Source organism: Pacificibacter marinus (assembly GCF_018860505.1).
GTDB classification, from domain to species: Bacteria; Pseudomonadota; Alphaproteobacteria; order Rhodobacterales; family Rhodobacteraceae; genus Celeribacter; species Celeribacter marinus_B.
The window spans coordinates 12,138-37,445 of record NZ_JAHKPU010000019.1; the positions used below are offsets into that span (position 1 = coordinate 12,138).

General features: G+C 52.8%; 25 protein-coding genes. 5 read left to right on the forward strand and 20 right to left on the reverse strand.

What is annotated here, in order from left to right:
* Position 1: 1 nt before the first annotated feature.
* Positions 2–1,342, reverse strand: coding sequence for an NAD(P)-dependent oxidoreductase (locus KO503_RS05205; RefSeq protein WP_215990511.1), 1,341 nt, complete (start codon positions 1,340–1,342; stop codon positions 2–4).
* A 285-nt stretch (positions 1,343–1,627) separates the two neighbouring features.
* On the opposite strand from KO503_RS05205, the gene accB reads away from it, so the two are divergent.
* The 3 genes from accB to aat all read left to right on the forward strand — a co-directional run bounded on the left by accB (position 1,628) and on the right by aat (position 4,203).
* Positions 1,628–2,113, forward strand: a complete 486-nt coding sequence (gene accB, locus KO503_RS05210) for an acetyl-CoA carboxylase biotin carboxyl carrier protein (protein WP_215990512.1) — start codon at positions 1,628–1,630, stop codon at positions 2,111–2,113.
* Between the two features lie 12 nt (positions 2,114–2,125).
* The gene (gene accC, locus KO503_RS05215; protein WP_215990513.1) at positions 2,126–3,472 is read left to right on the forward strand and encodes an acetyl-CoA carboxylase biotin carboxylase subunit; all 1,347 of its coding nucleotides are present in this window, start codon (positions 2,126–2,128) and stop codon (positions 3,470–3,472) included.
* An 86-nt stretch (positions 3,473–3,558) separates the two neighbouring features.
* Positions 3,559–4,203 carry a leucyl/phenylalanyl-tRNA--protein transferase gene (gene aat / locus KO503_RS05220; RefSeq protein ID WP_215990514.1) on the forward strand — a complete coding sequence of 215 codons (645 nt, stop codon included), beginning with the start codon at positions 3,559–3,561 and terminating at the stop codon, positions 4,201–4,203.
* Here aat and KO503_RS05225 read toward each other — a convergent pair.
* The 15 genes from KO503_RS05225 to KO503_RS05295 all read right to left on the reverse strand — a co-directional run bounded on the left by KO503_RS05225 (position 4,167) and on the right by KO503_RS05295 (position 18,757).
* Positions 4,167–4,703: a DUF2155 domain-containing protein gene (locus tag KO503_RS05225; protein WP_252730951.1), complete on the reverse strand. Its 537-nt coding sequence runs from the start codon at positions 4,701–4,703 to the stop codon at positions 4,167–4,169. The genes aat and KO503_RS05225 overlap by 37 nt on opposite strands.
* Positions 4,703–5,158: an outer membrane lipid asymmetry maintenance protein MlaD gene (gene mlaD / locus KO503_RS05230; protein ID WP_215990515.1), complete on the reverse strand. Its 456-nt coding sequence runs from the start codon at positions 5,156–5,158 to the stop codon at positions 4,703–4,705. The genes KO503_RS05225 and mlaD overlap by 1 nt, the downstream gene beginning before the upstream one ends.
* The gene (locus KO503_RS05235; protein ID WP_215990516.1) at positions 5,159–5,542 is read right to left on the reverse strand and encodes an NADH:ubiquinone oxidoreductase subunit NDUFA12; all 384 of its coding nucleotides are present in this window, start codon (positions 5,540–5,542) and stop codon (positions 5,159–5,161) included. It abuts the gene before it with no gap.
* Positions 5,543–5,737: 195 nt separating this feature from the next.
* Positions 5,738–7,006: an ATP-dependent Clp protease ATP-binding subunit ClpX gene (gene clpX / locus KO503_RS05240; protein WP_215990517.1), complete on the reverse strand. Its 1,269-nt coding sequence runs from the start codon at positions 7,004–7,006 to the stop codon at positions 5,738–5,740.
* Between the two features lie 157 nt (positions 7,007–7,163).
* Positions 7,164–7,793, reverse strand: a complete 630-nt coding sequence (locus KO503_RS05245; RefSeq protein WP_215990518.1) for an ATP-dependent Clp protease proteolytic subunit — start codon at positions 7,791–7,793, stop codon at positions 7,164–7,166.
* A 376-nt stretch (positions 7,794–8,169) separates the two neighbouring features.
* On the reverse strand, positions 8,170–8,385 hold the full coding sequence (locus tag KO503_RS05250) for a hypothetical protein (RefSeq protein WP_252730952.1): 216 nt from the start codon (positions 8,383–8,385) through the stop codon (positions 8,170–8,172).
* A 9-nt stretch (positions 8,386–8,394) separates the two neighbouring features.
* Entirely contained in the window at positions 8,395–9,480 is a 1,086-nt protein-coding gene (locus KO503_RS05255) for a DUF1513 domain-containing protein (RefSeq protein ID WP_215990519.1), read from the reverse strand.
* 1 nt (position 9,481) lies between these two features.
* Positions 9,482–10,522 carry an imelysin family protein gene (locus KO503_RS05260; RefSeq protein ID WP_215990520.1) on the reverse strand — a complete coding sequence of 347 codons (1,041 nt, stop codon included), beginning with the start codon at positions 10,520–10,522 and terminating at the stop codon, positions 9,482–9,484.
* Entirely contained in the window at positions 10,519–12,045 is a 1,527-nt protein-coding gene (locus KO503_RS05265; RefSeq protein WP_215990948.1) for a di-heme oxidoredictase family protein, read from the reverse strand. The genes KO503_RS05260 and KO503_RS05265 overlap by 4 nt, the downstream gene beginning before the upstream one ends.
* Before the next feature lie 177 nt (positions 12,046–12,222).
* The gene (locus KO503_RS05270) at positions 12,223–13,479 is read right to left on the reverse strand and encodes an imelysin family protein (RefSeq protein WP_215990521.1); all 1,257 of its coding nucleotides are present in this window, start codon (positions 13,477–13,479) and stop codon (positions 12,223–12,225) included.
* Positions 13,480–13,958: 479 nt separating this feature from the next.
* A complete protein-coding gene (locus KO503_RS05275; protein ID WP_215990522.1) occupies positions 13,959–14,813 on the reverse strand; it encodes a metal ABC transporter permease in 855 nt (284 codons plus the stop codon).
* Positions 14,810–15,694, reverse strand: a complete 885-nt coding sequence (locus KO503_RS05280) for a metal ABC transporter permease (RefSeq protein ID WP_215990523.1) — start codon at positions 15,692–15,694, stop codon at positions 14,810–14,812. The genes KO503_RS05275 and KO503_RS05280 overlap by 4 nt, the downstream gene beginning before the upstream one ends.
* Entirely contained in the window at positions 15,691–16,530 is an 840-nt protein-coding gene (locus tag KO503_RS05285) for a manganese/iron ABC transporter ATP-binding protein (RefSeq protein WP_215943822.1), read from the reverse strand. Before KO503_RS05285 ends, KO503_RS05280 begins: the two co-directional genes overlap by 4 nt.
* Before the next feature lie 105 nt (positions 16,531–16,635).
* A complete protein-coding gene (locus tag KO503_RS05290; RefSeq protein ID WP_215990524.1) occupies positions 16,636–17,553 on the reverse strand; it encodes a metal ABC transporter substrate-binding protein in 918 nt (305 codons plus the stop codon).
* 244 nt (positions 17,554–17,797) lie between these two features.
* Positions 17,798–18,757: an MYG1 family protein gene (locus KO503_RS05295; protein WP_215990525.1), complete on the reverse strand. Its 960-nt coding sequence runs from the start codon at positions 18,755–18,757 to the stop codon at positions 17,798–17,800.
* Positions 18,758–19,095: 338 nt separating this feature from the next.
* Between KO503_RS05295 and KO503_RS05300 the strand changes: the two genes are divergently transcribed.
* Together KO503_RS05300 and KO503_RS05305 are read left to right on the forward strand one after the other, a co-directional pair.
* The gene (locus KO503_RS05300) at positions 19,096–20,487 is read left to right on the forward strand and encodes an MATE family efflux transporter (protein ID WP_215990526.1); all 1,392 of its coding nucleotides are present in this window, start codon (positions 19,096–19,098) and stop codon (positions 20,485–20,487) included.
* Positions 20,484–20,912 (forward strand): glyoxalase superfamily protein, encoded by a 429-nt coding sequence (locus KO503_RS05305; protein WP_215990527.1) that lies wholly within the window; start codon positions 20,484–20,486, stop codon positions 20,910–20,912. The genes KO503_RS05300 and KO503_RS05305 overlap by 4 nt, the downstream gene beginning before the upstream one ends.
* A 107-nt stretch (positions 20,913–21,019) precedes the next feature.
* Here KO503_RS05305 and KO503_RS05310 read toward each other — a convergent pair whose 3' ends face one another.
* The 4 genes from KO503_RS05310 to KO503_RS05325 form a co-directional block, all read right to left on the reverse strand.
* The gene (locus KO503_RS05310; protein WP_215990528.1) at positions 21,020–22,915 is read right to left on the reverse strand and encodes a beta-galactosidase; all 1,896 of its coding nucleotides are present in this window, start codon (positions 22,913–22,915) and stop codon (positions 21,020–21,022) included.
* 64 nt (positions 22,916–22,979) lie between these two features.
* On the reverse strand, positions 22,980–23,585 hold the full coding sequence (locus KO503_RS05315; RefSeq protein ID WP_215990529.1) for a 2-dehydro-3-deoxy-6-phosphogalactonate aldolase: 606 nt from the start codon (positions 23,583–23,585) through the stop codon (positions 22,980–22,982).
* On the reverse strand, positions 23,582–24,463 hold the full coding sequence (locus KO503_RS05320) for a 2-dehydro-3-deoxygalactonokinase (protein WP_215990530.1): 882 nt from the start codon (positions 24,461–24,463) through the stop codon (positions 23,582–23,584). The genes KO503_RS05315 and KO503_RS05320 overlap by 4 nt, the downstream gene beginning before the upstream one ends.
* A complete protein-coding gene (locus KO503_RS05325; protein WP_215990531.1) occupies positions 24,463–25,227 on the reverse strand; it encodes an SDR family NAD(P)-dependent oxidoreductase in 765 nt (254 codons plus the stop codon). The genes KO503_RS05320 and KO503_RS05325 overlap by 1 nt, the downstream gene beginning before the upstream one ends.
* Positions 25,228–25,308 lie beyond the last annotated feature (81 nt).

Sequence of the window (25,308 nt, forward strand, 5' to 3'; positions counted from 1 at the left end):
TTTAGCCCTCGCCCATCAAAACTGCATGAATATCCATCGCCGCATCGCGCCCTTCGGCGACGGCAGTCACTGTCAAATCGTCGCCACCAGAGGCGCAATCGCCACCTGCCCAGACATTTTCTACCGTGGTTTTGCCAAAGACATCGACAGCAATTTTGCCACCTTCAATCGTCAGCCCTTCAGGTGCGCCAAGTAAAGTTTGCCCAATGGCCACCAGCACTTGATCGGCTGCGACATGAATCATTTCGCCTGTACCTTTAAGCGATCCATCCACTTCTGCCGTGTATTCAAACACAACCTCAGAACACGTCCCCTCGCCCAAAACAGCAGAAGGCTGCGCGTCATACAAGATTGTCACCCCTTTTGATGTCGCCAAATCTTGCTCATATTCGGACGCCCCCATACGGTCTTTGCCGCGTCGGTAGGCCATCGTCACGTTTTGTGCGCCCAATAGTTTGGCTTGAACAGCGGCATCAACGGCGGTCATGCCTCCGCCGATCACCACAACATTACGTCCGATTGGCAGCGTCGACAGATCATCGCATTGGCGCAGCTTCGCGATAAAATCAACTGCATCATCTACGCCATCAAGGTCGACACCCTCAGCACGCAGGCTGTTCACGCCGCCAAGGCCAATGGATAAAAACACTGCATCAAAGTCAGTTTTCAACCCGTCCAGCGTGATCTCTTGTCCAAGCTTTTGCCCCGATTGCATCTGAATACCCCCAATGGACAACAGCCAATCGACTTCCTTTTGGGCGAAATCATCTGTAGATTTATAGCTCGCGATGCCAAATTCATTCAGACCGCCAAGCTTTTCGCGGGCATCAAACAGGGTCACATTATGCCCCAGCATCGCCAACCTGTGCGCTGCTGACAAACCGGCAGGTCCAGCACCGACGACAGCAACCGTTTTGCCCGTAGCCTCACCACGCGTATAAGGATGTGCAGGTTCCGCCATCAGTGTATCGGTGGCATAACGCTGCAAACGGCCAATTTCGACAGGCTTACCTTCGGCAATTTCGCGCACGCAAACCTCTTCGCACAATGTCTCGGTGGGGCAGACCCGCGCGCACATACCGCCCAATATATTCTGGTCGAAAATCGTTTGAGCTGCGGCTTTGGGCGTGCCGGTAACGATCTGGCGAATAAACATAGGGATATCGATAGATGTCGGACAGGCCGTCATACAGGGCGCGTCATAACAAAAATAACATCTGTCGGCGGCGACTTGTGCCTCGTGATCAGCCAAAGGCTCGTGAAGGTCAGTGAAATTTTCGGCTAAGGCATCTGGTTTCAGCCTGCCTGCCACAATACCACTGTGTCGTTCCCTACTTTGCATCTTTGGCTCCATCGCTATATGACTATGCGACCAAAGGTGCCATATTCAATTTTTTTATCAAGTGGTAAATTTTATTCTCCGCCCTTCACGCCCGTCGATATTGAAGTGAAACTCAAAAAAATAACGATATTAATTACACAGACCAACTAAAATTGATTTTATAGCGCAGTATACCTTTGCTTTTATTGGGTTTTCAGCCAAGACAGCGTGCCGTATAAGCTACCAAAGAAAATATTTCCGCTTGCCTTTTTTATAGGCATAAGTGGCAGAAACTGGGTTGGACCAATGACAAAGACAAACGATTCCGATGTAAAGTTCATTCAAGCACTGGCAGAATTGCTAACAGCAAATGATCTCACTGAACTTGAAGTGATGCGTGAGTATGGCGACAACGACAGTTTGAATGTCCGCGTAAGCCGTCAGCTTCCAGCGCAACAAATTGTCCAATCGATCGCAGCCCCTGCACCCGTTGCCGCAGCAGCACCTGCCGCCGCACCATTAGATGCCCCAATCGCACCAGCGGATCCATCAAACGATCCAAACGCAGTGCCCTCCCCAATGGTTGGCACCGCTTACCTGTCAGCCGAGCCAGGGGCTGCGCATTTTGTCAAAATCGGTGATCAAGTCTCTGAAGGCCAAACCTTGATGATCATTGAAGCTATGAAAACCATGAACCACATCCCTGCGCCAAAATCTGGCACGGTGAAACGTGTGCTTGTGGATGACGGAACACCAGTTGAATTTGGTGCTCCTTTGATGATCATCGAATAGGTGGGCGCCCACATGTTCGATAAAATCCTCATTGCCAACCGTGGCGAAATCGCGCTTCGCGTGATCCGTGCTTGCCGCGAAATGGGCATCAAATCCGTTGCCGTTCATTCAACTGCTGACGCTGATGCCATGCATGTACGCATGGCAGACGAAGCTGTTTGTATTGGCCCGAATTCGTCCACGGATTCATACCTGAGCTTCCCTGCCATCATCGCGGCCTGCGAAATCACTGGCGCGCAAGCGATTCACCCTGGTTACGGTTTCCTGTCTGAAAACGCGGCTTTTGTGCAGATCGTCGAAGACCACGGCTTGACGTTTATCGGCCCCTCTGCGGAACACATCCGCCAGATGGGTGACAAGATCACTGCCAAAGAAACCGCGCAAACTTTGGGTATCCCCATCGTGCCGGGCTCTGACGGTGGTGTGCCTGATGTGGCTGCGGCGAAAAAAGCAGCCGCAGAGATGGGTTACCCTGTCATCATCAAAGCCACAGCTGGTGGCGGTGGTCGCGGCATGAAAGTGGCCTTGAACGAGGACGAGTTGGAAACCTCTTTCCGCACAGCCCGTTCCGAATCCAAAGCTGCTTTTGGCAACGACGAAGTTTACATGGAGAAATATCTCCAAAAGCCACGTCACATTGAAGTGCAAGTCTTTGGCGATGGCCAAGGCGGCGGCGTCCATTTGGGCGAACGCGATTGTTCTTTGCAACGTCGTCACCAAAAAGTCTTTGAAGAGGCCCCCGGCCCCAGCATTACCGCAGAAGAACGCGCTCACATCGGTGGCATTTGCGCCAATGCGATCGCTAAAATGGGATACAAAGGCGCTGGGACTGTTGAATTCTTATACGAGGACGGCGAGTTCTTCTTTATCGAGATGAACACACGTTTGCAGGTGGAACACCCTGTGACCGAAGCCATCTTTGGCCAAGACCTTGTGCGCGAACAGATTCTTGTGGCCTCTGGCGAAAAGCTGTCCTTTACCCAAGATGACTTGGTGCTTAATGGCCATGCCATCGAAGTGCGGATCAATGCTGAAAAGTTGCCGAACTTTTCGCCCTGCCCTGGAAAAATCACGCAGTACCATGCTCCAGGTGGGCTTGGCGTGCGTATGGACAGCGCATTGTATGACGGCTACTCGATCCCGCCCTATTACGACAGCTTGATCGGCAAGCTCATCGTACACGGGCGCAATCGTCCCGAAGCACTGGCGCGCCTGCATCGCGCCTTAGGCGAGTTGATCGTCGACGGTGTTGAGACAACGGTTCCGCTTTTTGATATGCTTTTGCAAGAAGAAGACGTTCAAACAGGCAACTACAACATCCACTGGCTGGAAAAATGGCTTGATAAAAACCTAAGCTAAAGGTTTGATCTGACAGTGATGAGGTCGCCTTAGGGCGGCCTTTTCTTTTCCGCCCCCCTCTTCCCGTAATATAACATAGATACAAAATGGATCACGTAACCCTGACACCGCAAATGATGCTGAACGCCTATGCCAATGGCGTGTTTCCGATGTCTGACAGCCGTGATGACCCCGATCTGTACTGGGTTGATCCGACAGATCGCGGCATTTTTCCGCTAGACGGGTTTCACATTTCAAAGTCCTTGGCTAAAACCATTCGGCTTGAGCGCTTTTCGATCCGTTTCAACACCAATTTTGATGCCGTTGTAGAAGGCTGCGCAGACCGTCCTGAGACATGGATCAACGACACGATTTTTGATCTATACAAACAATTGCACGCTATGAAGTTTTGCCACTCTCTTGAAGTGTATGAAGAGGATGCACTTGTGGGCGGCGTTTATGGCCTGACCATTGGCACAGCCTTCTTTGGCGAAAGCATGTTTTCACGCCGCACAGACGCATCAAAAGTGGCACTGGCCTATATGGTCGCCCGATTGCGTGCCACAAGGTTCACACTGTTTGACACGCAGTTCATCACACCGCATTTGGCTTCACTCGGCGCGATTGAAATACCGCGTGCAAATTATCATGAATTGTTAGGTCAGGCGCTAGAGCATCGCGCAGATATTGAAGCCCTACCCGCCCAGCTTACGCCTCAGGACGTGCTGCAGGTCAATGGCCAAATATCATAACGCGCGTGATCCATCGCGTTCAATGCAGGGCTAGACGACACCATCCAGCCAGAAAACACAGGGTCATCAACCCCTTGTGCATGGACCATCAAATAGGCATAGGCATCGCCTGACGGGTTATTTTCTGGGTAACGGCAATCGGCAAGGTAGATTGAAATACGGCCAAAGACAGCGGGTTGCCCGACCGCGATAGTTAGATCTTGCACCTCCCCCGTCAGCTTATCAAGCGCACGTAGGTTCACGCCTGTCCCCGCAGTCACTTCAACCTGCGTCTCGGTGGTGATGTCTCGTAGCTCTTGTTGAAAACCCGACCCTGGGAACGATTGAAGGTCTTCCAACGACAAACCATCGCCACCAAAACCGATGCCGCTCTCATCCAAAGGCTGCACTAAAATTTGATCAACACCAGTTTGAAAATCTTCGCCCAGCCCATTGTCTTGTGCCCACATCGGAACAGCCAGCGACACCGCCAAGACCAAAGAAGTTAATCCCGCACGCATCACTCGCTACCACCACTGGCGGTGACAAATTTCAACAACAGATTGATCAGACTGACCGAGCCCTGAGTGTCAGCAATCACTTGTCCATCTTCAAAATTAAAAGCTGATCCACCGGGCACGAGCTCGATAAAATTGCCACCAAGCAAACCTTCAGAGGCGATCATCGCTGCAGTGTCATCGGGAAGAATGAGATCACGATCCAAAGACAAAGCAGCTTCAGCGCGAAAATTATCATAGTTCAAAGTCAGACCAGAGATTGATCCCACCTTGACACCAGCCAACCGCACATCTGTTCCCACGGCTACGCCCTCTGCAGAGCGAAAAGACGCAGTCAGCGTGTAGCGGTCATCTGAGCCTGTGGAAAATCCGGTGACCTGGCCTGCATAGACAAGAACCCCAAGCGCAAGCGCAAGAACCCCAGCCCCAACGGCAATCTCTGTCATGTTTTCAGACATTTATTCTGGCTGCCATGCCTCATAATCGCGGCGATCCGCAGGACGCGCGCGACGAATGGATCCAGCAGGTGCGTAAGCGGCAGCTGTCCCAGTCTGGTTTTCAAGGTGGGGTTTTTCCCACGTTTTATGCACAAGCGGCGTTGTGCCTGGGGCTTCATCAAAGGTTTGATGCAGCCAACCGTGCCAATCAGGGCTGATACGAGAAGCTTCAACTTCGCCATTAAAGATCACCCAGCGCTTGCTGTCATCTTTATTGCGGTAATAGATATTGCCCTGCGCATCGTCACCAACCTTGATGCCGTTGCGCCATGTGAAGAGTTGCGTGCCGAGTGTCTGATCTTTCCACCAGACGAGCCCGCGGAGAACTGAGTTCACGATGCCCATGGGTAAGCCTTTCGAATTGCGTTGTTCATTCTATGAACCATTGTTGCGACAAGGTCCAGAGGATTGGAGCGTTTGCACGGCTGAGAAGCGAAATCACGCATAGCCTTTTGGTTCATCATGCCTGTGCTGAAAAAAGAGGCCCCAGCACATCTGTACTGGGGCCTTTCGTCTTCGACGTTTCGCCGCCAGCCAGACTTAGCCTGCGCTTGCTTCTTTAACGTCTTCTTTTGAATAGATCATCAAAGGTTGTGCTTCGGTGTTTACCGCTTCCTCGTTCACCACAACTTCGCTGACATTGTCCATTCCAGGCAAATCAAACATCGTGTCGAGCAAGATGTCTTCCAAGATAGACCGAAGACCGCGCGCACCTGTTTTGCGTTCAATCGCGCGCTTGGCAATTGCGGACAGCGAATCTTCGGTGAAAGTCAGTTTGGTTTTCTCAAGCTCGAACAAGCGCTGATACTGTTTGACCAAAGCATTTTTAGGCTGCGTCAAAATCGTGATCAAAGCGGATTCATCGAGGTCTTCCAGAGTAGCAAGAACAGGCAGACGCCCCACAAATTCTGGAATCAGACCAAATTTCAGCAAATCTTCTGGTTCAAGCTCACCAAGCAATTCACCTGCGCCGAGGTTTTCAGATTCTTTCACATCAGCACCAAAGCCGATGGATGTGCCCTTACCGCGCTGCGCGATGATGCGATCAAGCCCCGCGAAGGCGCCGCCACAGATGAACAAAATATTGGTCGTGTCCACTTGCAAAAACTCTTGCTGCGGATGCTTGCGGCCACCCTGAGGTGGAACAGAGGCAACAGTGCCTTCCATGATTTTCAACAAGGCTTGCTGAACACCTTCGCCAGACACATCGCGCGTGATGGACGGGTTGTCCGATTTACGGGTGATTTTATCGACTTCATCAATGTACACGATGCCGCGCTGCGCGCGCTCAACATTGTATTCAGACGCTTGAAGCAGTTTGAGGATAATGTTTTCGACATCCTCACCGACATAGCCGGCCTCTGTCAGGGTCGTCGCATCAGCCATGGTGAAAGGCACATCAAGAATACGCGCAAGGGTTTGAGCAAGCAGTGTTTTACCACAGCCTGTTGGCCCCATCAGCAAGATGTTGGATTTGGACAATTCGATATCACCTGCACCACTGCTGGCGTGATTAAGACGTTTGTAGTGGTTGTGAACAGCGACAGACAGCACGCGTTTGGCTGTCGCCTGACCGATCACGTAATCATCTAGGAACCCAGAGATTTCTTTGGGGGATGGCACACCTTCGGAAGCTTTTAAACCAGATGATTTGGTTTCTTCACGAATGATATCCATACACAGTTCAACGCATTCATCACAGATGAACACGGTAGGTCCCGCGATGAGCTTGCGCACTTCATGTTGGCTTTTGCCACAAAAAGAACAATAGAGCGTATTTTTGCTGTCACCACTGGACGAGTTCGACATTACAATCCCCTAAGGCTGATCGCCTTTTAATTCCGTAAAATTGGCCCAAACAAAGGCCAATCAGTTTGCCCGTTACATGAAAGTGTAAGGCAGCGTATATGTGGGCACAATGCCAAAATCCTGCCCAAGCGTTACACTTGGGCAGAATGACAAAATGCTAGACTTTCTCTGCGAGCGGTTCGCGTGTTTCGACGATATCATCGATCAAACCGAAATCTTTGGCATCCTGAGGCGACATAAAGTTATCGCGCTCAAGCGCATCCACAACAGCTTTCATTTTTTGACCGGTATGTTTGACATAAATTTCGTTCAAACGGTCTTTGAGTTTTTGGGTTTCTTGCGCATGGATCATGATATCCGTGGCTTGACCTTGGTAACCACCAGAAGGCTGGTGCACCATAACGCGTGAATTTGGCAGCGAGAACCGCATACCCTTTTCGCCAGCCGTCAATAGCAATGACCCCATAGACGCCGCTTGGCCCATAACCAAAGTCGACACCTTTGGACGGATGTACTGCATGGTGTCATAGATCGACAGACCAGAGGTCACAACGCCGCCTGGGCTGTTGATATACATAGAAATTTCCTTGGACGGGTTTTCCGCCTCAAGAAACAACAGCTGTGCACAGATCAGTGATGACATACCGTCATGCACAGGGCCGTTTAGAAAAATGATGCGCTCTTTGAGCAGGCGCGAGAAAATATCGTAGGCACGTTCACCGCGACTGGTCTGTTCGACCACCATCGGAACGAGCGTATTCATGTATGTGTCAATTGGGTCTCTCATCGGTCCCTGCCTCTTATCTGTCTTTTTTGATGGTTAGCGCGGAAGTATTACTCGAATCTTATTAAGACCATCGAGAAGCTGCAAGTGCGCCTGAAGTCTTGTATCTGTGCCATGATCTTTCGTTTTTCAAGTCAGTGCAAACCGATAACGAAACTTTTGGACTAAAATGATATTATACCTTTAAATACAAAAAGTTATAAACACGCCCCACCACCCTATTTCACGGCACAGCTAAGGTCAGAGTGGTAATGGCACAAGGCATGTTGCCGCATTGCATCAAATTTCAACAAAATTTAATTAAAATGCCGACTCGCCCCCTTCAGCACTGGAAACAGCCACTCAAATGACACTTGAGCGATCAAAATCCTGCGCCCGATTATGATTCCGGCGGTGCCGTGTAATCCTCAGGGTTGAAGGTGATAAAAAACTGATACACCAGATAGCCCCCAGCGCCCAAGAAGAGCGCGCCAAATATATTGTTGCCATAGGCCAACTCTACCCCCGCCCAAACAAGGCAGACCAAGCAGGCCAGAGCCCTGCGCCACATAGGGCGAAAAAACGGCGTTTTCACGTTCCACATTTGCTTTTTCATGCCGTCACTTCATCCCAATAAAGGCAAAGACACAAGGTGATTATCCCAAGCCAAACCAGCCGTCTTATTCAGCAGGTGGCTGTCCGCCTCAATCGATAGCAAAGCCCCCTGCCCGTCAGAGGCCAGATATCCGTCACCTTTCGAGGCCAGCCCGCTAACATCTGTGCGCGACACAGCGGAGATAAACTGACCATCCGTTGCAAACCTATGGATACGCCCACCTCTCGATGAAGTAATCGCCAACTCTGTCCCTGCACCATTGAAGGCGATGGAGCTGGCGTAGGCTTTCATCGACAATTGATCGGCCAAAGGTGCCTCGAACAAGATCGGATCAGCGCCCCGTTTATGCAGTCCGAGCAATGGCACGATGTCAAAGGGATCGCCCTGCCACTGCATCGCAAACCCGACATGATCATCGGCCACCGAAAGATGGCGGATCGAGGCGTGATGCAGATCTTCAGACAAGATATGCTGTTCTTGCAGCGAAAACTCTGACGTCAGATAGGCCAAGGACGGCTGCATTGTCTCAAGGTTCAGCTTATCGCGTCCCTCGCCATGATCTGGATGGGTGAGAATGCCACCATTTGCGACCACCAGCGTACCGTCGGACATTACCCGAATATCGTGCGGGCCGATGCCGTGGCTGTCAACTTCGCCGATCCGCACGTAACCTTTGCTGCGCTGCCACAGCCCCAAACAGCCTTTCGATTCAGCATAGTTGTTTTCTGTGGTGACCAAGATATCGCCGCCTTGAACGAATACCCCGTGCCCCATGAAATGCCGCCCCTTGGGGGCTTGCAATTTATGCGTGACCTGACCATTGGCACAGTCAATCACGAGCGCGTAAGTGCCAGGTCTGCGGGCAAACCCCACGGCCTCGGGCCGCGTTGGATGAGCTGCGGCGGCATGTCCGCGCGCAGGAAGGCCCACACGAAACACGATTTGCGCCTCGGCGCTCAGGCCATAAAGCGCGAAATCACCGTTTTGATCACGCGCCGCCCCTAAATACGCAGGACTGCCAGCATCCGCCCAAGTCAACCGAGGCGTCAGGCTGGCGGCTGCTATCCCAAGTAAAAATCCACGACGAGAGGTCATATCAATCTCCGTCTGAGGCGTTGAACCCTGCTGAAATGCCCAAAGGTACGCCGATATCATTTGCTATAGAATCTGTTGCTGCCTCAATGCGCTGCGCGATTATTTCGATCTTGAGGCGGCCCATGGGATCCTCCACCGAAGCGAACGTCGGATCGTCCAAATCCTGCAATTTGGCCAAAACATCGTCCAAAACTTCAAGGGTATGTGTCGGGGTCTCTGGCGCCATTGCGACGACGAACTCACGTGCAGCTTGCACGGACAGCATCACGTTGCGCGCGGAGCGCCCTGACCGATAGGCCTCTGCACGTTTAGGACGCGGTTTTTCGAAACTGCCAAGGGGGCGACCGATGCGTTGCTCTGCGGAATTTTCCAACCCCGTCAGCAGCATGGTGTAAAGCGCCTGCGCCGCTTCTGTCTCGGATAAATAGCGCTGATTGCCTTGCGCACCTGCCGTGGTCAAAGTTGCGGCGAACCCGTCTTCGCGGGTCCATTCGCCAGCGATATGATCTGCTGTTTGTGCCAAGTCGTGGGTGATAGCTTGTACCAATTCACAAGAATAGCTGCCTTGTTCATAAGCATTAAATTCATCGTCGAAGAGCATGTATTCTAAGGCAAAAAGGCCACGCGCCGCGATTGACACATGGGCAAATTCATCAGCGTCTGCCACAGCTGCATCTTGACCTACGATGAGAGAAGAAAGCGTTTTGGGGATCATGCCTTTTTTGTCAGGCCAAAACGCAATTGTCAGCCCGCGTGCATCGGCTTCGACAGGTCCGATGTTCAGGTGTTGCAACCCCATCCACGCATCGAACCCTGCGTTATAGGCAGGCACAAGTGCGCCTGCTGTGCAATCAGATTTCGCAGCAACCTCAAGGGCTTTGGTTTGCGCCGAAAAGTTCAAAACCGCAGGAACGGCATGCTGCGTCACAACGCGCACCACAGCATCCGCTTGCGGGCCAGCATATGCGCCACCGCCTGTAAATAAGACAACAGATGCCGCAAGCGACTTGAGCGTTATTTGAACAAAAGATGTCATCATCATAGGCTTTCTAAAAAGCGGATCAGTGCCGCGCGGTCTTCACTTGGCATGTCCACCACGGTATCGCGAGCGCTTTCAGCCTCGCCACCATGCCACAGCACAGCTTCTAACAATGAACGCGCGCGCCCGTCATGTAAAAATTGCGTGTGCCCTGATACCTGCTCAGTCAAACCAATGCCCCAAAGCGGTGGCGTGCGCCATTCAGACCCGGTTGCGCGTAGCTCTGGTCGACCATCTGCCAACCCCTCGCCCATGTCATGCAAGAGAAAATCGGAATAGGGCCAAATCAATTGAAAGCTCTGCGCTTTGCTGCTGTCGTCCTCTAGGCGATGGGTCACGTATTTCGGCGTATGACAAGACGCGCAACCGATGTTGTAGAACACCTCTTTGCCGTGCAAGACCTGCGGATCATCGACGTCACGCCGTGCAGGTACGGCCAAATTCCGCGAGTAGAAAGCAACCAAATCAAGGCCTTCAGCGTCGATTTCATCACCGCGTTCATCATTATCGCCATGTACAGCCGCCAGACATTCGGTTTGCGCTTGCGTGCAATCTCCAAAAGGACGCGGCGCTAGAGGCGACGAAATGCCGATATCGCCAGCAAAGGCATCAGCGGACTGTTCAATCACCGTGCCGTGGCCGGCTTTCCAACCAAAGCGCCCCAAAATAGGCGTGTTAAATTCACTGGACCAGACCACCTGCGCGCGCCCTGAAATACCGTCGCCATCGGCGTCTTCTGCATCTTCACGGGCCAAAATATCGGCCACAGGAATGGCTTCCACCAGACCAAGTCCGATCATGGGGGGCGCGACACGGGGCGAGATTTGAACATCGGGGGCAAAGTCACCATAACCCGCGTTGGTCATGCGATAGCTTGGCACCCGCAGGCTTGCTGTTTCACCATCTGACAACGCGATAGGTTGCTCAACATAGCTGACATCCATTTGCGCCTCAGCGGCGTGGCCTTGGATCGCCAAATCTTGCAGCTGGCCCCCATAAGTCGGTTCGGGCGCAGTGCGCGGCGTGGCGGAATCGCCATCAAGAGCGGCCAAATAGGCTTCGATCTCAGTCAATGGCACGTCGTCTGGCGTTGGCACAGAGAGGCGCAAGAACATCGACACGCGGCTGTCGTCCGCGCCCTCAGGCGTGTGCCCGCGCCCGTCTTTCAGATGGCAGCGCTGACAAGAGCGTGCATTGTAGACCGGCCCCAAACCGTCAGAGGCCAAAGTGGAGGATGGCGATGACACCCAGAGCTTTTTGAACAACCCGTTGCCAAGCTTAAAGTCCAATTCATGTTCAAAACTCAAGGACTCTGAGGATTGCGAAAAGGCATCATGATCCGTGCGAGCACGGGTCGTTGCTTTGCCGGCGGAATTTTCCTCAAACTTTTCTGCTTTCGAAAAATCCGTTGTCGGCGCGGTGGCGGCTTTAATACGCTGCGCTTCAGCTTCGGTGCGCGGCACGACAGACAAATACGGCTCGCCGACCTTCGGCACCTCAGAGCTGGCCCCGCTCGCAAATGGCATGGCGCAGCCAAGCGAAATTGCGAGTACTGAAACGGTAGAGCTGGGGACGAAGAATGAACTGCTGCGTGCCATTATCGCTATCCTTGCAAATATTTACGTGAAAGATCACGCTTACACCCATAAAAGTGTTGTGCATAGGCGAAGCCCCCCGCCTATGCCGTTTTTTGTCAGCTGCGTTTATTCGAAAACCGCATCAGGATCGTCAAGGCTGTCAGAGCCTTCGATCCCCACACCGTCCACGTCAAGAACCGCAACAGCACGTTCAATTGACCGTGTTTGAGCGACAAGTGCATCAACAGCTGACAAGATCAATTCTTCGCCCGCAGCATTGCCGCGTTCAAGCATTTGGTCGTATGAAAAACCAGCTTCAGCCGCCGATTTGATCTGACCAAGTTCGGACATTGTCGCATCAATCGCGGAGGTCAATTCTGCAGCCACGGCAGGGTCAGTTGCGACCAACAAATCTTGCAAGCTTTCGCCGCTGACTGTGTTGCCTGATCCAGACACATATTCACCAACAAAGACGTTGCGGATGCCAAGGCCATCGTAGAAATGCGAGTTGTGAGTGTTGTCTGAGAAACAATCATGCTCTTCTTCTGGGTCGTTCAACATAACGCCAAGCTTCATGCGCTCGCCCGCTTGTTCGCCGTAAGACAATGATCCCATACCGGTCAGGATCGCTGTGATGCCCGCTTTCGGATCAGCCGTGACAGCCGCACGGGCTTCGCCCTCAGCGCCCCATTGCGCGGTCATGTATTCAAGATCGGACACGAGCAAATCAGCGGCAGCCGACAAATACGCGCCGCGACGATCACAGTTGCCGTTGGTGCAGTCATCGCCGGTCGCGTAATCTGTAAACGGACGATTGCCCGCACCGTGGTTTGTGCCGTTCAGGTCTTGGCCCCAAAGCAAAAATTCAATTGCGTGATAGCCAGACGCGACGTTGGATTCGACCTCATCCGCTTCGTGCAGTGTTTCACCGATCAACTCAGGTGTAATATCAGTCGCATCAATATCAACACCAGACAGTGTGAACATTGGGTTTGCAATCACGTTGAGTGCTGCAAATTCGTTTTCATCTGTCGCGCCGCCGTAAGCTGCATCAACGTAGTCGATCAAGCCCTCGTCCAAAGGCCAAGCGTTCACTTTGCCTTCCCAATCATCAACAATCGGATTGCCGAACCGGAAGACTTCGGTTTGTTGATACGGCACGCGGGCTTGGATCCAAGCAGCTTTTGCAGCGGCCAAAGAAACCTCGGACGGATCGGAAATCAGCGTATCGATGGCAGCGCGCAAAGCTTGGGCTGAGGTCAGGCTGTCACCGTAAGAGGCTTCGGCGATATTGGCGTAGGTGGTCAAAACCTCTGCTGGGCCAGCAAGGGCGGGAGCGACGGGCAAAGCTGCCACGGCGAAAGCGGTCATCATGCGTTTCATGTTTGGTCCTCGATCTCGGCTTTAGATTTTGGCGCGCGAGCTTCGAAGATTTACAGCCCATAGGCCTTCAAACATTCACCACCAGCATCGCCACTATATGTGTGATGCTGTATCTGACTTTTTCCATAAGGCATGTCAATCCTGATTTTTTATATCAGGTATTAAAACCCTCAACCCCAAGCATAAAAGTTAAAACAATAACCTTTAAAATAAGCATATTATCAATAATCTGACTGACGCCAGACATTCAGGATATCATACAACGCGCCTAAATGCGCGTCGCAATAATGACCGTATACCTGATTTAGATGGCTCCAAAAGACAGCCCAAAACAAATGCAACCGGATTAATTTCAACCATGATGACACCTTCAAAAAAGCATTCTCAATCGAATACAGGTGCCCTTTTAGGCATTTACTTTAAACCTCGCATGACAGCGTTATGGCGCTTTTTTAACAATAAACTAAGGATATCCCCACTCACACCGCATGATCAGCCAGTGCCGCACGCCGCGACATCCGCCGCGTGATCCGCATCCGGCGCACAAAGGCGATGATGAACAGCAGCGTCAAGATCAACACAATCGTCGGCGCGGGCGAGCTGTCTAGATAAAAACTGACATAGGTGCCAGCGAACATCGCAAAGGTGCAAGCGGCCATAGACACGAACATCATCGGCGCGAAACTGCGGGCAACCAAGAACGCAATCGCCCCCGGTGTGACCAGCAAGGCCACCGCCAAAATCAGCCCAACGGCGCTGAGCGTGGCGACGATGGTCAACGATAAGGCCGCCAACAGGCCGTAGTGCAGAAAATTGGTGTTCAACCCCGAGGCCTGCGCTTGCGCAGGATCAAAGGCGTGCAACAATAGATCACGCCATTTCAGCCCCAAAAGCAGGGTCACAAAAGCACCGATGATTCCCGCCGTCCATAAATCTTGCGACCCAACGCCCAGCATATTGCCAAACAACACATGATCGAGGTGCTCGTTGGTGGTGATCGAAGTGTACATGATGATGCCAAGTCCGAACATGCCCGAAAACACGACCCCCATCACGGTGTCTTTTTTCACGCGGCTGTGGTCAGAGAGATACCCCGTGGCAACAGCGCAGGCCATGCCCGCGACAAAAGCTCCGACAATCAGCGGCAGCCCTAAAATCCAAGCCAAAACGATCCCCGGCAGGGTCGCGTGACTGACGGCATCGCCCATCAAGGCCCAGCCTTTGAGCACAAGAAAACACGACAACAATGCTGTCGGCGGAGCGATCAAAATGATGATCCAAAAGGCGTTTTGCATGAAGGTGAATTGAAACGGCTGCAACAGAATATCTATCATTTCGCATCTCCCTTCATCACTGCAGATTTAGACGCGATGGCCTCGCGTGCGATGCGTTTGCTGGCCAAAATGCCATGCTTGGGCGCGAACACAAAAGCGATCAAAAACACAGCTGTTTGCAACACAACGATGATCCCGCCCGTGGCCCCATCCAAGAAATAACTGATATAAGCCCCGATGAAACAGGTCGCGGCCCCAATGAACACGGACAGCGCGATCAGGCGTGGAAACCGGTCGCACAGCAAATAAGCCGTGGCCCCAGGTGTGACCACCAAAGCGATCACCAAAAACGCGCCCACGGTCATCATCGCGGCCACAATCGCCGCCGACAACAACATGAAGAACACAACCTTCAACAGCTCAGGCTTTAACCCGATGGACCGCGCATGGGTTTCGTCGAAAAATGTCACCATCAGGTCTTTCCACTTGGCCAAAAGCACGACCAAACAGATCACGCCGATGATCGCCAATTGCAGCGTGTCCTCAGGCGTGATGGCCAAAATATTGCCCATAATGATGGTCTGGATGCTTACCGACATGGGCGACATCGACACCATAAACAGGCCAAGCCCAAAGAAAGAGGTGAAAATAATCCCGATGATCACATCAATTTTCAACCCCGAACGTTCAGACAAAAACAACATCGCGGCGGCGGCCAATCCCCCCGCCACAAAAGCACCCAAAGCAAAGGGCAAGCCCAGCATATAGGCGCCGGCCACACCTGGAACAACAGAGTGGCTAAGCGCATCGCCGATCAAAGACCAGCCTTTAAGCATCAGATATGACGACAAAAAAGCGCAAACACCGCCAACAAGGGCAGAAACCCACATCGCGTTGAACATGTAACTATAACTGAAAGGTTCCAACAACAGATCAATCATAGCGCATCTTCTTTGGCTGCGTCTGATTTATCGCCATACATCACGAAAGGCCGCTCGTCGTCGGTGATGATACGCACCTCGCGGGTGTCGTCATCGTCATGCAGTTCCGTTCCCCCCAAGGTAAAGTGCCGCAAAACACCGCCAAAAGCGCGCTCAAGATTGTCATGGGTAAAGACCTCTTCTGTGGTGCCGTAAGCCAGCACTGTGCCTTTGACCAAAACAGTGCGATCACAAAACTCTGGGACAGACCCAAGGTTATGCGTCGAAACCAACATCACCCGCCCTTCATCGCGTAACTCGCGCAAGAGCGTAATGATTTGCTCTTCGGTCTTCACATCGACACCTGTAAAAGGCTCGTCCAGCAAAATCACCTGACCGTCTTGGGCCAAAGCGCGGGCCAAGAACACCCGTTTGCGTTGCCCGCCTGACAGTTCGCCAATCTGACGCTTGCGAAAGTCGAGCATATTCACACGGCGCAACGCCTCATCGACGGCGGCATGATCAGCTTTGCGTGCATGGCGCAAAAACCCCATGTGACCATAACGGCCCATCATCACCACATCTTCGACAAGTACAGGGAAAGCCCAATCGACCTCTTCGGCTTGCGGCACATAGGCCACAAGGTTTTCGCGCAAAGCGTCTTTCACCGTTTTGCCGAGCAACCGAATTTCACCATTTGCAGCAGGAACGAACCCCATGATCGCCTTGAACAAGGTCGATTTCCCCGCGCCGTTCACGCCAACAAGTGCCGTAATCGTCCCGCGCGGGATTTCGAAACTTGCATCATGCAGCGCCATATGGCCGTTACGATACGTAACCGTCACATCGCGCGCCATAATACCGCCGCTTGTAGACGAGTTCAGGAGAGACTGGGGCTGTGTCACGGGGGGCGTCCTTTTGAAAATATCTGTCTTTTTATCAGGCTTTAAATTCAGTGCGTTTTATTGGCCTTGGTCTGTCAGGCCATTCACCACAGTTTGCGCGGTAACACGCAGCAGATCAAGATAGGTCGGCACCGGTCCATCTGCGGCACTTAGGCTATCAACGTAAAGCTCACCACCGTAACGCGCACCGGTTTCGCGAGCGACCTGTTTGGCGGGCGACGTGTTGACCGTACTTTCACAAAACACCACGGGAATATCATTGTCACGCACACCATCAATCACGCTGCGCACCTGTTGCGGTGTGCCTGTTTGATCTGCATTCATTGGCCAAAGGTAGAGTTCTTTCAAGCCAAAATCTCGCGCCAAGTAACTGAACGCACCTTCACAGGTGACAAGCCAGCGTTTGTCGTCTGGCAGTGTCTCTAGCAGGGTTTTGAGCGGCGCAATCGTGGCACGAATTTCATCTTTGTACTCAGCAGCATTGTTAAGATAAATCAAAGAATTATCGGGATCATTTAAAGACAAAGCTGCCGCGATATTGTCAACATAAATCAACGCATTGTCCAACCCCATCCAAGCATGAGGGTTGGCTTTGCCCTCATAAGCGCCAGCGGCAATTGAGATGGGCTCGATCCCGTCGGTCAATGTGGCTGATGGAATATCGCCGAGGTTGCTTAAAAACTGTTCGAACCATAGCTCCAAATTCATGCCGTTCCACAAGATCAGATCGGCATCTGAGGCTCGTACAATGTCGCGGGGCGTGGGTTGATAGCCGTGGATTTCCGCCCCCGGTTTGGTGATCGACACGATATCTGCCGCATCCCCTGCCACGTTCTGCGCCATCTCTGCTAAAACGGTGAATGTGGTCACGACCTTCAGTCGTTCTTGAGCCACAGCACCGTGAGGCATAAGCGCGAAACCTGCACTTAGCGCGATTGCGGACGTAAGTGTTCGGGAAAAAGATGAAGTGTTCATGATGGCTCCTACAGATGAAATTCTACATCTGTAAAAGCCAGGCACTGAAACTTGTCAAGCAGTTGCGAACGATTCGCAACTAAAGGCCTGATATTCGCAACTGGAGGCGAAAATTGATCTCAACAAGGGCCATTTGACCTTATTTCTGCCCCTGTTTCCAATCGACGAAATCGGAAAATTGCGAATCATTCGCAAAGCGCAGCATCTCTAAAAATAGACACGCCGCACCCCGCTTTGTTGTAAATTAGCTGCCTTGGTCAGACGGGTTTTGCGCATCATCAGTATCGCGTGCCAGCTCTGAAATCGCCAAATCAGCCATCTGCATGATCGCCTCACGCGAGTTGGCAACAGCAATAAAGCGCGCGTTGTGGCAAAACTTAGCGCCTTTGACGCCGCAAGCCTCTTCCAGCTTCGCATCTGTCAGCCCCGCCCAAGCGGCAGGCAGATCGGCACGTTGCTCGAAGGTTTCATTGGACAACTTGATCCCACCCAGCATCCAGTCTTCGCCACGAGGATTGACCACAAACATGATGTGATCCGCTTCGGCCTTATCCAAAGCAGAACGGTATGGCATACCCATAGGCAGCTCGAGAATGGGGGATGTTCCAGCCTTTTCAATCGCGGCCACAACAATGCTTTGCGCACGCGCTTTGGCGGCCAGATTGCGGATCTGCGCCTCAACAAAGCTGCGCGCAATCGGCAAAGCCATCATGAAGGCATCATCATCTGCGGTGGGCGATGTGTCATCAAACACGGGTTTCAAGCTGCCCAAAAGCGACGGCAAGGTCATGATCGACAAAGGCCCCGCCACAGACGGTTCCATCGCGCCGTTGTCCAACAGATCAATCGGCAAGACGAATTTGGCATCAAATTTGGTATGGATCGCTTCAACATCCCCGTCAGGCACGCCCAGCGCGGCCAAGTAATCACGACCGTAATGCGCCCAAATCAACCCGAATGAGCTATAGGGCTGCTCATCTTCGCGCAGCGGACCGGGGCGTTGGTGGTGATCAAAGATTTGCGCTGCAGCATCATATGCCCCGCCAACGTCATAGATGATCTTATCGTCCCCTGCAGTGATCCACTGACGATCACGGGTGCGCAAAAGCTCTGCCTCTGGAAACAGCCGCGTGAGCACAACAGAGGACAAAAGTTCATCCGCATGAAAGCCGCCGGAATGGGTGACAAGGTGAGTGATGGTCATTAGGGGGCTCCTCAAGGGGTCAAATCGCGATAGCGGCCCAAACAGCCGCCTTTGGCTTGCCCTACCTGATGGCTTTGCAAATGGAAACAGCCAGTCAGAGCTAAGTCAGAGTTTTGGGGGGCTCAATCACCGCCCCCCCCTTCTTGCCCCTCTTGACGCAGAGACACAGGACAGCTATTTCCCCGCTCAGGCCGCCGACGCCTGCCACCCGCTGACGTTTCTGTCTTGGTGAAGTTCTGGCGTAGACAAACTATGTGATCCTCCCCGCATATCGCGCGGATGGTAACGCGGGTGCCCGTCCTGAAATTGCGTGATCTTTGCATGAGGGCCACTTGGCTATGTCTCATACGTCTTCCAATGCGTATCTAACTGCTCCCTTAGGGGCGACCTACGCGAAAACCGCAGTTCCTATTATCTTTATCATGTCGATGAACGGGCTTTTGTCTGTCATGGACGCAATGTTCCTCAGTCACTATGTCGGACCGCTTGCGCTTGCCGCCGTCACATTGATGTTTCCCATCTTTATGCTGATCGTTGCCTGTTCGACCTTAGTCTCTAGTGGCATGTCCAGCCTTATGGCCCGCCATATAGGCGGCGCTGAGATGGATAAGGCGCGTGCCGTCTTTACAGGCGCGCATGGCTTGGCCCTACTCACAAGTGGCTGCCTTATCGTGCTGTTTGTACTGTTTGGTGCGCCTCTATCGCGCTTGGCCTCTGGCGGCAATGAAACGCTTGCCACCATGGGCCTCACCTATATCGGCATCACTGTCTTGCTCTCCCCGCTGCTGTTTGTCCTCTCCGTACACTCTGACACATTGCGCAACGAGGGCCGTGTGGGGTTTATGGCGGCTATGAGCCTGCTTGTGTCTTTGGCCAATATCGCCTTCAACTATATGCTGATCGCTGTGCTGGACATGGGGGTCGCTGGATCGGCTTATGGTACAGCCTTGGCGCAAGCATTGGCTTTAGTGATTATCATCCTATTCCGTCTGCGCGGCAAAACGGATTTGCGCCTATCTGCGCTGCGCCAGCACCGCCTGACCTCTGCTTGGTCCAGTATCTTGGCTTTGGGCGCACCGCAAAGTCTGGGGTTTATCGGCTTTGCCTTGGGATCTGCCACGATCATGGCGGCACTCCAATGGGTCGATACCCCGCACTATGAGAGCACTGTATCGGCTTACGGCATTATCACCCGTGTGATGACCTTTGCCTATCTGATCATGCTGGGGCTGTCTTTGGCGATGCAGACGATCACGGGCAACAACTATGGCGCGCGCCTGTGGCAGCGGTCTAACCGCAGTCTGATCTTGGCGATCACTGTGGCGGGGCTGTACTGTGCTGTTCTACAGATCCTTTTGCATGTCTTCGCCGCACGGATTGGCGCGGCCTTTGTGCCTGATCCGGTGGTTGTGGCCGAGGTCACGCGTATTCTACCCATTATGACCAGTGCTTTTGTGCTCTCAGGGCCATTGATGATGATTTCGGCCCATTTCCAAGCCATAGGCGATGCAAAGCGGGCAGCGCTTTTGGGCCTGTCGAAACCCTATCTATTTGCCATACCTTTAACGTTTATCCTGTCTGCGGGCATGGGCGAAATTGGTATCTGGATCGCAAGCCCCGTGACCGAAGTCTTGGTGCTTGTACTCACCCTAATTGTCTTAGCCATTACAGCACGGCGCAAAAGCCTGCGCTGGGGCCTGTTTTACACCACATCAGAGGATATCCAATGACATCCACCTTACCAACACTGACTGAAGCCAAAGCGCAGGCCAAACAGTTGCGAAATGATCTGGCCGATCAAGGTCGCGCCATCAGCCATGCAAGCGCCCTCGAACAGATCGCACATCAATACGGGTATCGTGATTGGAACGGTTTTTTTGCCGCCATTTCAAACCGCCCGCCACAGGGATGGGCCATTGGCGAGCGTGTCTCTGGCCAATACCTGTCGCAGCCCTTTACTGCGACGGTCATTGCAACTGAAATGACCCGCCCCGGTTGGTTTCACCTGTCCTTAGACCTCGATCACCCTGTGGATGTCGTCACCTTTGACAGCTTTTCAAACCTGCGCAAACATATACGCGGCACTGTGGGGCCTTTGGGCATATCCGCCGAGAAAACATCCAACGGCACGCCGCATTTGCAGATTGATCTGTAAAAACGCGGCCTAGGGAAATCGAGAGGCATCGAGGGGCATTGAACGCGCTATACCGTTCAATGCCCACTCAATACCCCCAACATGAATTGCTAAGTCACCTAACGATCTCAGGTCTCTACCCACAGGTAGGACCCAGAGGCCAATTCCATATCCCCATGCGTGACAGGCACATTTGAATAGTTGAAATACAGCGCTTGGTCTTTGGTGCTGCGCTTGCGCAAACCATCTGGCAAGATTTCGATGACGATACCTGCCTCTGCGCAAAGCCCCTCAAAGATACGCAAATAAGCGTCCTGATCCAACCAAGCCGCCAAATAGGACACATGTCCCTCTTGGCACATGATGTTATGGCCTTGATCTGTGGTCTCGACCACATGGCCCGCCTCGATCTCTTCATACCAGCGAATGACATGCCCGCCCGCTGACAAAGGCAAACGCACATTCGGGCGAAGACTTGCCACCCGTACCGTTTTGACCCCCGCAACATCTGGGCCAAGGCTCCGTGGGATTTGCATATCTGGCGTTTTCAAGCCAGAGCGCGGCCCGATAATGATTTGCCCCTCGAAGCGTTCAATCGCGCCGCGCAAATCGTCATTCCACGCCATAAGACCGGGAATAACAACCAACTTGCGCGCTCCAAAATCGGTGGTGTTGGCGGGCAAGATATCAACGTTCAAACCAAGTTTGCGCAATGCACGGTATTGTTCGAACACCAAGCGGAAGTAATCAAACCCCTTCCCTTGTGGCTGGATTTCCCACGCCCATTGGCTTTCGTAATCAAACACGATTGCCACATCCGCATCCACATGCTCGATCTCGCCCAAGATCTGCAATTCGTCGTAGACAGCGCGGGCTTCAATCTGGCCTTGCGCGTTGACACTGTCGGGGCGCAACAGACCTGCGTGCAATTGTTCTTGCGCAAAGGGTGCTTGGCGCCAACGGAAATAGCTGACCACTTCAGCTCCATGCGCAATGGCTTCCATCGACCACAGCTTGACCATACCGTCTTGCGGAATGGGATTATACGGCGCCCAGTTCACAGGGCCTGGTTGCTGTTCCATGATCCACCACCGCCCTTTGCCAACAGCGCGGTATAGATCGTGGTGAAACCCCTGAAAATCAGGATCACCATGGTTGGCATATTGCGCTTTCCATGCGTCATCTTCCTCTTGCAAGACATGTTCCAAAAAACCCATAGGGTAGCTGTCCCAACTGGCAATTTCCAAATCATCGCCAACATCAAAGTGGTCAAAGTCCAACACGCGCCCCATGTAATTGTGAATAAGCGGCGCATCGGTATGTGGGCGCATAGCTGCCACCTGCGCGCGGTTGAACGCTACGACCTGATCCGAGGTAAAGCGCCGAAAATCCAACCAATGGGACGGGTTGGCTTCGGTCACCGTCAGGTTCGGCAAATCGACCGCATCAAAACTGTCGTATTCCATTGACCAAAAGATATTGCCCCACGCCGTATTCAAGGCCTGCGGTGATTGGTATTTTTGCGCCAACCAGTCGCGAAACCCGTGTAATGCAGCGGGCGAAAACGACACTGTTGTTTCGTGACAGCCATATTCATTGTCGATCTGCCACGCAGTTACATAGGGATTGCGCCCGTAACGCTCAGCCATGGCTTTTGCCATGCGTGCAGCCTCGGCGCGGTAGCCCAGATGCGAAAAACAATAATGACGCCGCGAGCCGAATTTGCGTGGCTGGCCTTGCGCATCCACCGCCAACATGTCGGGGTATTTGTCCAACACCCAACGCGGCGGCGTGGCACTCGGCGTGCCCATCACCACCTCAAGCCCTGCCGCACCCAAGGTCTCGACCGCTTGATCCAGCCAATCCCATGTGAAAACACCCTCGAACTGTTCCAAGCGCGACCAAGCGAATTCGCCGATACGCACCCATTTCAAGCCTGTTTTCACCATCCGTTCGGCGTCGCGTGCCCAAGTGTCTTGCGGCCAATGTTCTGGGTAATAGCACACCCCAAGTTCTGGCTTCATTTGTTATCCTAACGCCACTTTAATTCTTAACAATCCAATTTAAAGCACTGATTTTTTGATTAAATCATGAAAAAACCGCATCATAAGCCTGCACCATATCAGCCGCCTTTTGCGCCACATCAGCCGCCGTATCACCAACGCGGTACAACGCTGAGCCGATACCAAATCCCGTGGCCCCAGCCTGAACCCAAGCGCCAAAATTCTCGGCCTTGGCACCGCCAACAGCAAAGCAATCGATATCTTTTGGCAAAACAGCCCGCATCGCTCGTAATCCCACAGGGCCAACAAGCTCGCCCGGGAAGAATTTTAAGGCATCCGCACCCGCGTCAAGGGCTGCAAAGCATTCACTGGGCGTCATCACCCCTGGAAAGCTCAACATGCCTGCGGCCTTAGTGGCTTTGATCACCTCAGGATGACAATTGGGCGACACAATCATCTGTGCGCCGATATCAGCCAGCCGCGTCACATCTTCGGTGGTCAAAACCGTACCTGCGCCAAATGTCCCTTGACCTTGAAACTTAGTCACCAAAGTCTCGATACTGGTGAAAGGATCAGGTGAATTGAGCGGCACTTCGATCTTGTCGATTCCCTGCGCGATCAACGTTTGTGCAATGGCATGCACCTCGGACGGCTGAACGCCGCGTAGAATTGCAATGATATTTCTGCTCATTTGAACACACTTTCATAGACAGTCTTCAATCCGGAAAGGGTCATTGTATCGACCTTTTCCACGTTTACAGTCGCACCGAGCTTTGAGAGCGCAGCACCATACAGGCGCGCCAATTCACCGGCCCCAATAATGACAGTGTCTTTGCCCTGCCAAAAGGCCTTTGTCGCTCCAAGTTCCGTGCCAATCACCATGCCAGATAAGCGCGCTTTGCCGGTATCATCCCCGTGCAGCAATTGCGATGCGCGCAATCCGAACAGCCCCGTCAGCAAAGCCTCTGGCGCTTGCGCGCTCTGTGTGATGGCTTGCAAAAAACTGGCCTCATTCCATGCCCCTATACTGTGGCGCAAGATCGATTTCTCCGCTAAGAGATCAAATAACTCTCCAGTCAGAACTGTTTGAAAAGACGTTATTTTACCTGAATCAATCGCCACCCATTTGCTATGGGTTCCAGGCAGACAGAGCACACCTGAATACCTTGGGTTTTGCGCCAGATATCCTGCGATTTGCGTTTCTTCGCCGCGCATCACATCGGCGGGTTCAAGCTGTTGCAGCCCCGCAATCACCCGCACATCAATGCGTGGATCACAGGTTTGCACTGTCACCACCTGTGACGCAGGCCGCACGGGTACTGTTTCATAGGGGGCCTCGATCCAGCCTTGACGCGACCCGACCATACCACAAGCGATCACAGGCATTGGTGCATCGCCAAGCCATGGTTCGATATGCGCCATCAGCACCGGCTCGTATTGGTCTTTCGTCAGCCCTAACATGCCTTGATCACTGGTGATCCGCTCAATCACCGCACCATTTGACCCCATGGCCCATATGCGCAGATTGCTAGAGCCCCAATCCACCGCAATCCAAGTGACGGGGGTCATCATCCTGTCACCACCACGCCGCCATCGATGACCATGACCTGCCCTGTCATCATCTTGCTGGCGCTTGAGGCTAAAAACAGCGTCCCTCCGACCATGTCTTCGGGTGCCAAATGCGTCTTGAGACATTGACGCGCCAAATGGTCTTGCAACCCTTCGGGGCTGGCCCATTGATCCAACTGTTTTTGCGTCAGCACCCAACCGGGGGCAATGGCATTGACGCGAATGTTCTGTGGGCCTAGCTCACGCGCCAACCCTCGCGTCAGACCTGTGATACCTGCATTCGCCGTCACATAAGCCGCATAGCAATCGTTGCCCATCATGTAACTGATAGATGAATAATTGATGATCGCCCCCCCGCCATTTTGAGCCATGAAAGGCGCCACGAATTGAGCGGTGAAAAAATAGGGCCGCAGATTGACAGCATGGTTGAAATCCCATTGATCAGGCGTCAGATCCTTGATCGAATGGCGCACATCATTGCCTGCGTTGTTGACCAAAACATCGATATCGCCATGACGCTTTTGCGCAGCCGTCATACTGGATTTGATCGCGTCTACGTCGCTCAAATCACAGGCGAAAAAACTGGGCGCGACGCCGTGCTTTTCTTTCATTTTAGCAACAAAATCGCTCGCATCTGAACGCTGTACAAAGCTCACCTTTGCCCCTTGCGCCAAAAAACCTTCGGTCAAGGCAGCACCTATGCCTGAGCCACCACCGGTGATGAACACATGTTTGTCTTTTAGGTCATGAAACTGGCAATCCATGGTGGTATCCCTTTGATTATAAATGACGGCTGCGAAACATCGCGCGCGCATCTTGTGTGTGTGTTAGGTCTCAAGCCCAAG

Coding starts and splice junctions, on each gene's coding strand:
- KO503_RS05205 (WP_215990511.1), bottom strand. CDS start 1,342: ATGCAAAGTAGGGAACGACACAGTGGTATTGTGGCAGGCAGGCTGAAA.
- accB (WP_215990512.1), top strand. CDS start 1,628: ATGACAAAGACAAACGATTCCGATGTAAAGTTCATTCAAGCACTGGCA.
- accC (WP_215990513.1), top strand. CDS start 2,126: ATGTTCGATAAAATCCTCATTGCCAACCGTGGCGAAATCGCGCTTCGC.
- aat (WP_215990514.1), top strand. CDS start 3,559: ATGGATCACGTAACCCTGACACCGCAAATGATGCTGAACGCCTATGCC.
- KO503_RS05225 (WP_252730951.1), bottom strand. CDS start 4,703: ATGCGTGCGGGATTAACTTCTTTGGTCTTGGCGGTGTCGCTGGCTGTT.
- mlaD (WP_215990515.1), bottom strand. CDS start 5,158: ATGTCTGAAAACATGACAGAGATTGCCGTTGGGGCTGGGGTTCTTGCG.
- KO503_RS05235 (WP_215990516.1), bottom strand. CDS start 5,542: ATGGGCATCGTGAACTCAGTTCTCCGCGGGCTCGTCTGGTGGAAAGAT.
- clpX (WP_215990517.1), bottom strand. CDS start 7,006: ATGTCGAACTCGTCCAGTGGTGACAGCAAAAATACGCTCTATTGTTCT.
- KO503_RS05245 (WP_215990518.1), bottom strand. CDS start 7,793: ATGAGAGACCCAATTGACACATACATGAATACGCTCGTTCCGATGGTG.
- KO503_RS05250 (WP_252730952.1), bottom strand. CDS start 8,385: ATGAAAAAGCAAATGTGGAACGTGAAAACGCCGTTTTTTCGCCCTATG.
- KO503_RS05255 (WP_215990519.1), bottom strand. CDS start 9,480: ATGACCTCTCGTCGTGGATTTTTACTTGGGATAGCAGCCGCCAGCCTG.
- KO503_RS05260 (WP_215990520.1), bottom strand. CDS start 10,522: ATGATGATGACATCTTTTGTTCAAATAACGCTCAAGTCGCTTGCGGCA.
- KO503_RS05265 (WP_215990948.1), bottom strand. CDS start 12,045: ATGCCATTTGCGAGCGGGGCCAGCTCTGAGGTGCCGAAGGTCGGCGAG.
- KO503_RS05270 (WP_215990521.1), bottom strand. CDS start 13,479: ATGAAACGCATGATGACCGCTTTCGCCGTGGCAGCTTTGCCCGTCGCT.
- KO503_RS05275 (WP_215990522.1), bottom strand. CDS start 14,813: ATGATAGATATTCTGTTGCAGCCGTTTCAATTCACCTTCATGCAAAAC.
- KO503_RS05280 (WP_215990523.1), bottom strand. CDS start 15,694: ATGATTGATCTGTTGTTGGAACCTTTCAGTTATAGTTACATGTTCAAC.
- KO503_RS05285 (WP_215943822.1), bottom strand. CDS start 16,530: ATGGCGCGCGATGTGACGGTTACGTATCGTAACGGCCATATGGCGCTG.
- KO503_RS05290 (WP_215990524.1), bottom strand. CDS start 17,553: ATGAACACTTCATCTTTTTCCCGAACACTTACGTCCGCAATCGCGCTA.
- KO503_RS05295 (WP_215990525.1), bottom strand. CDS start 18,757: ATGACCATCACTCACCTTGTCACCCATTCCGGCGGCTTTCATGCGGAT.
- KO503_RS05300 (WP_215990526.1), top strand. CDS start 19,096: ATGTCTCATACGTCTTCCAATGCGTATCTAACTGCTCCCTTAGGGGCG.
- KO503_RS05305 (WP_215990527.1), top strand. CDS start 20,484: ATGACATCCACCTTACCAACACTGACTGAAGCCAAAGCGCAGGCCAAA.
- KO503_RS05310 (WP_215990528.1), bottom strand. CDS start 22,915: ATGAAGCCAGAACTTGGGGTGTGCTATTACCCAGAACATTGGCCGCAA.
- KO503_RS05315 (WP_215990529.1), bottom strand. CDS start 23,585: ATGAGCAGAAATATCATTGCAATTCTACGCGGCGTTCAGCCGTCCGAG.
- KO503_RS05320 (WP_215990530.1), bottom strand. CDS start 24,463: ATGACCCCCGTCACTTGGATTGCGGTGGATTGGGGCTCTAGCAATCTG.
- KO503_RS05325 (WP_215990531.1), bottom strand. CDS start 25,227: ATGGATTGCCAGTTTCATGACCTAAAAGACAAACATGTGTTCATCACC.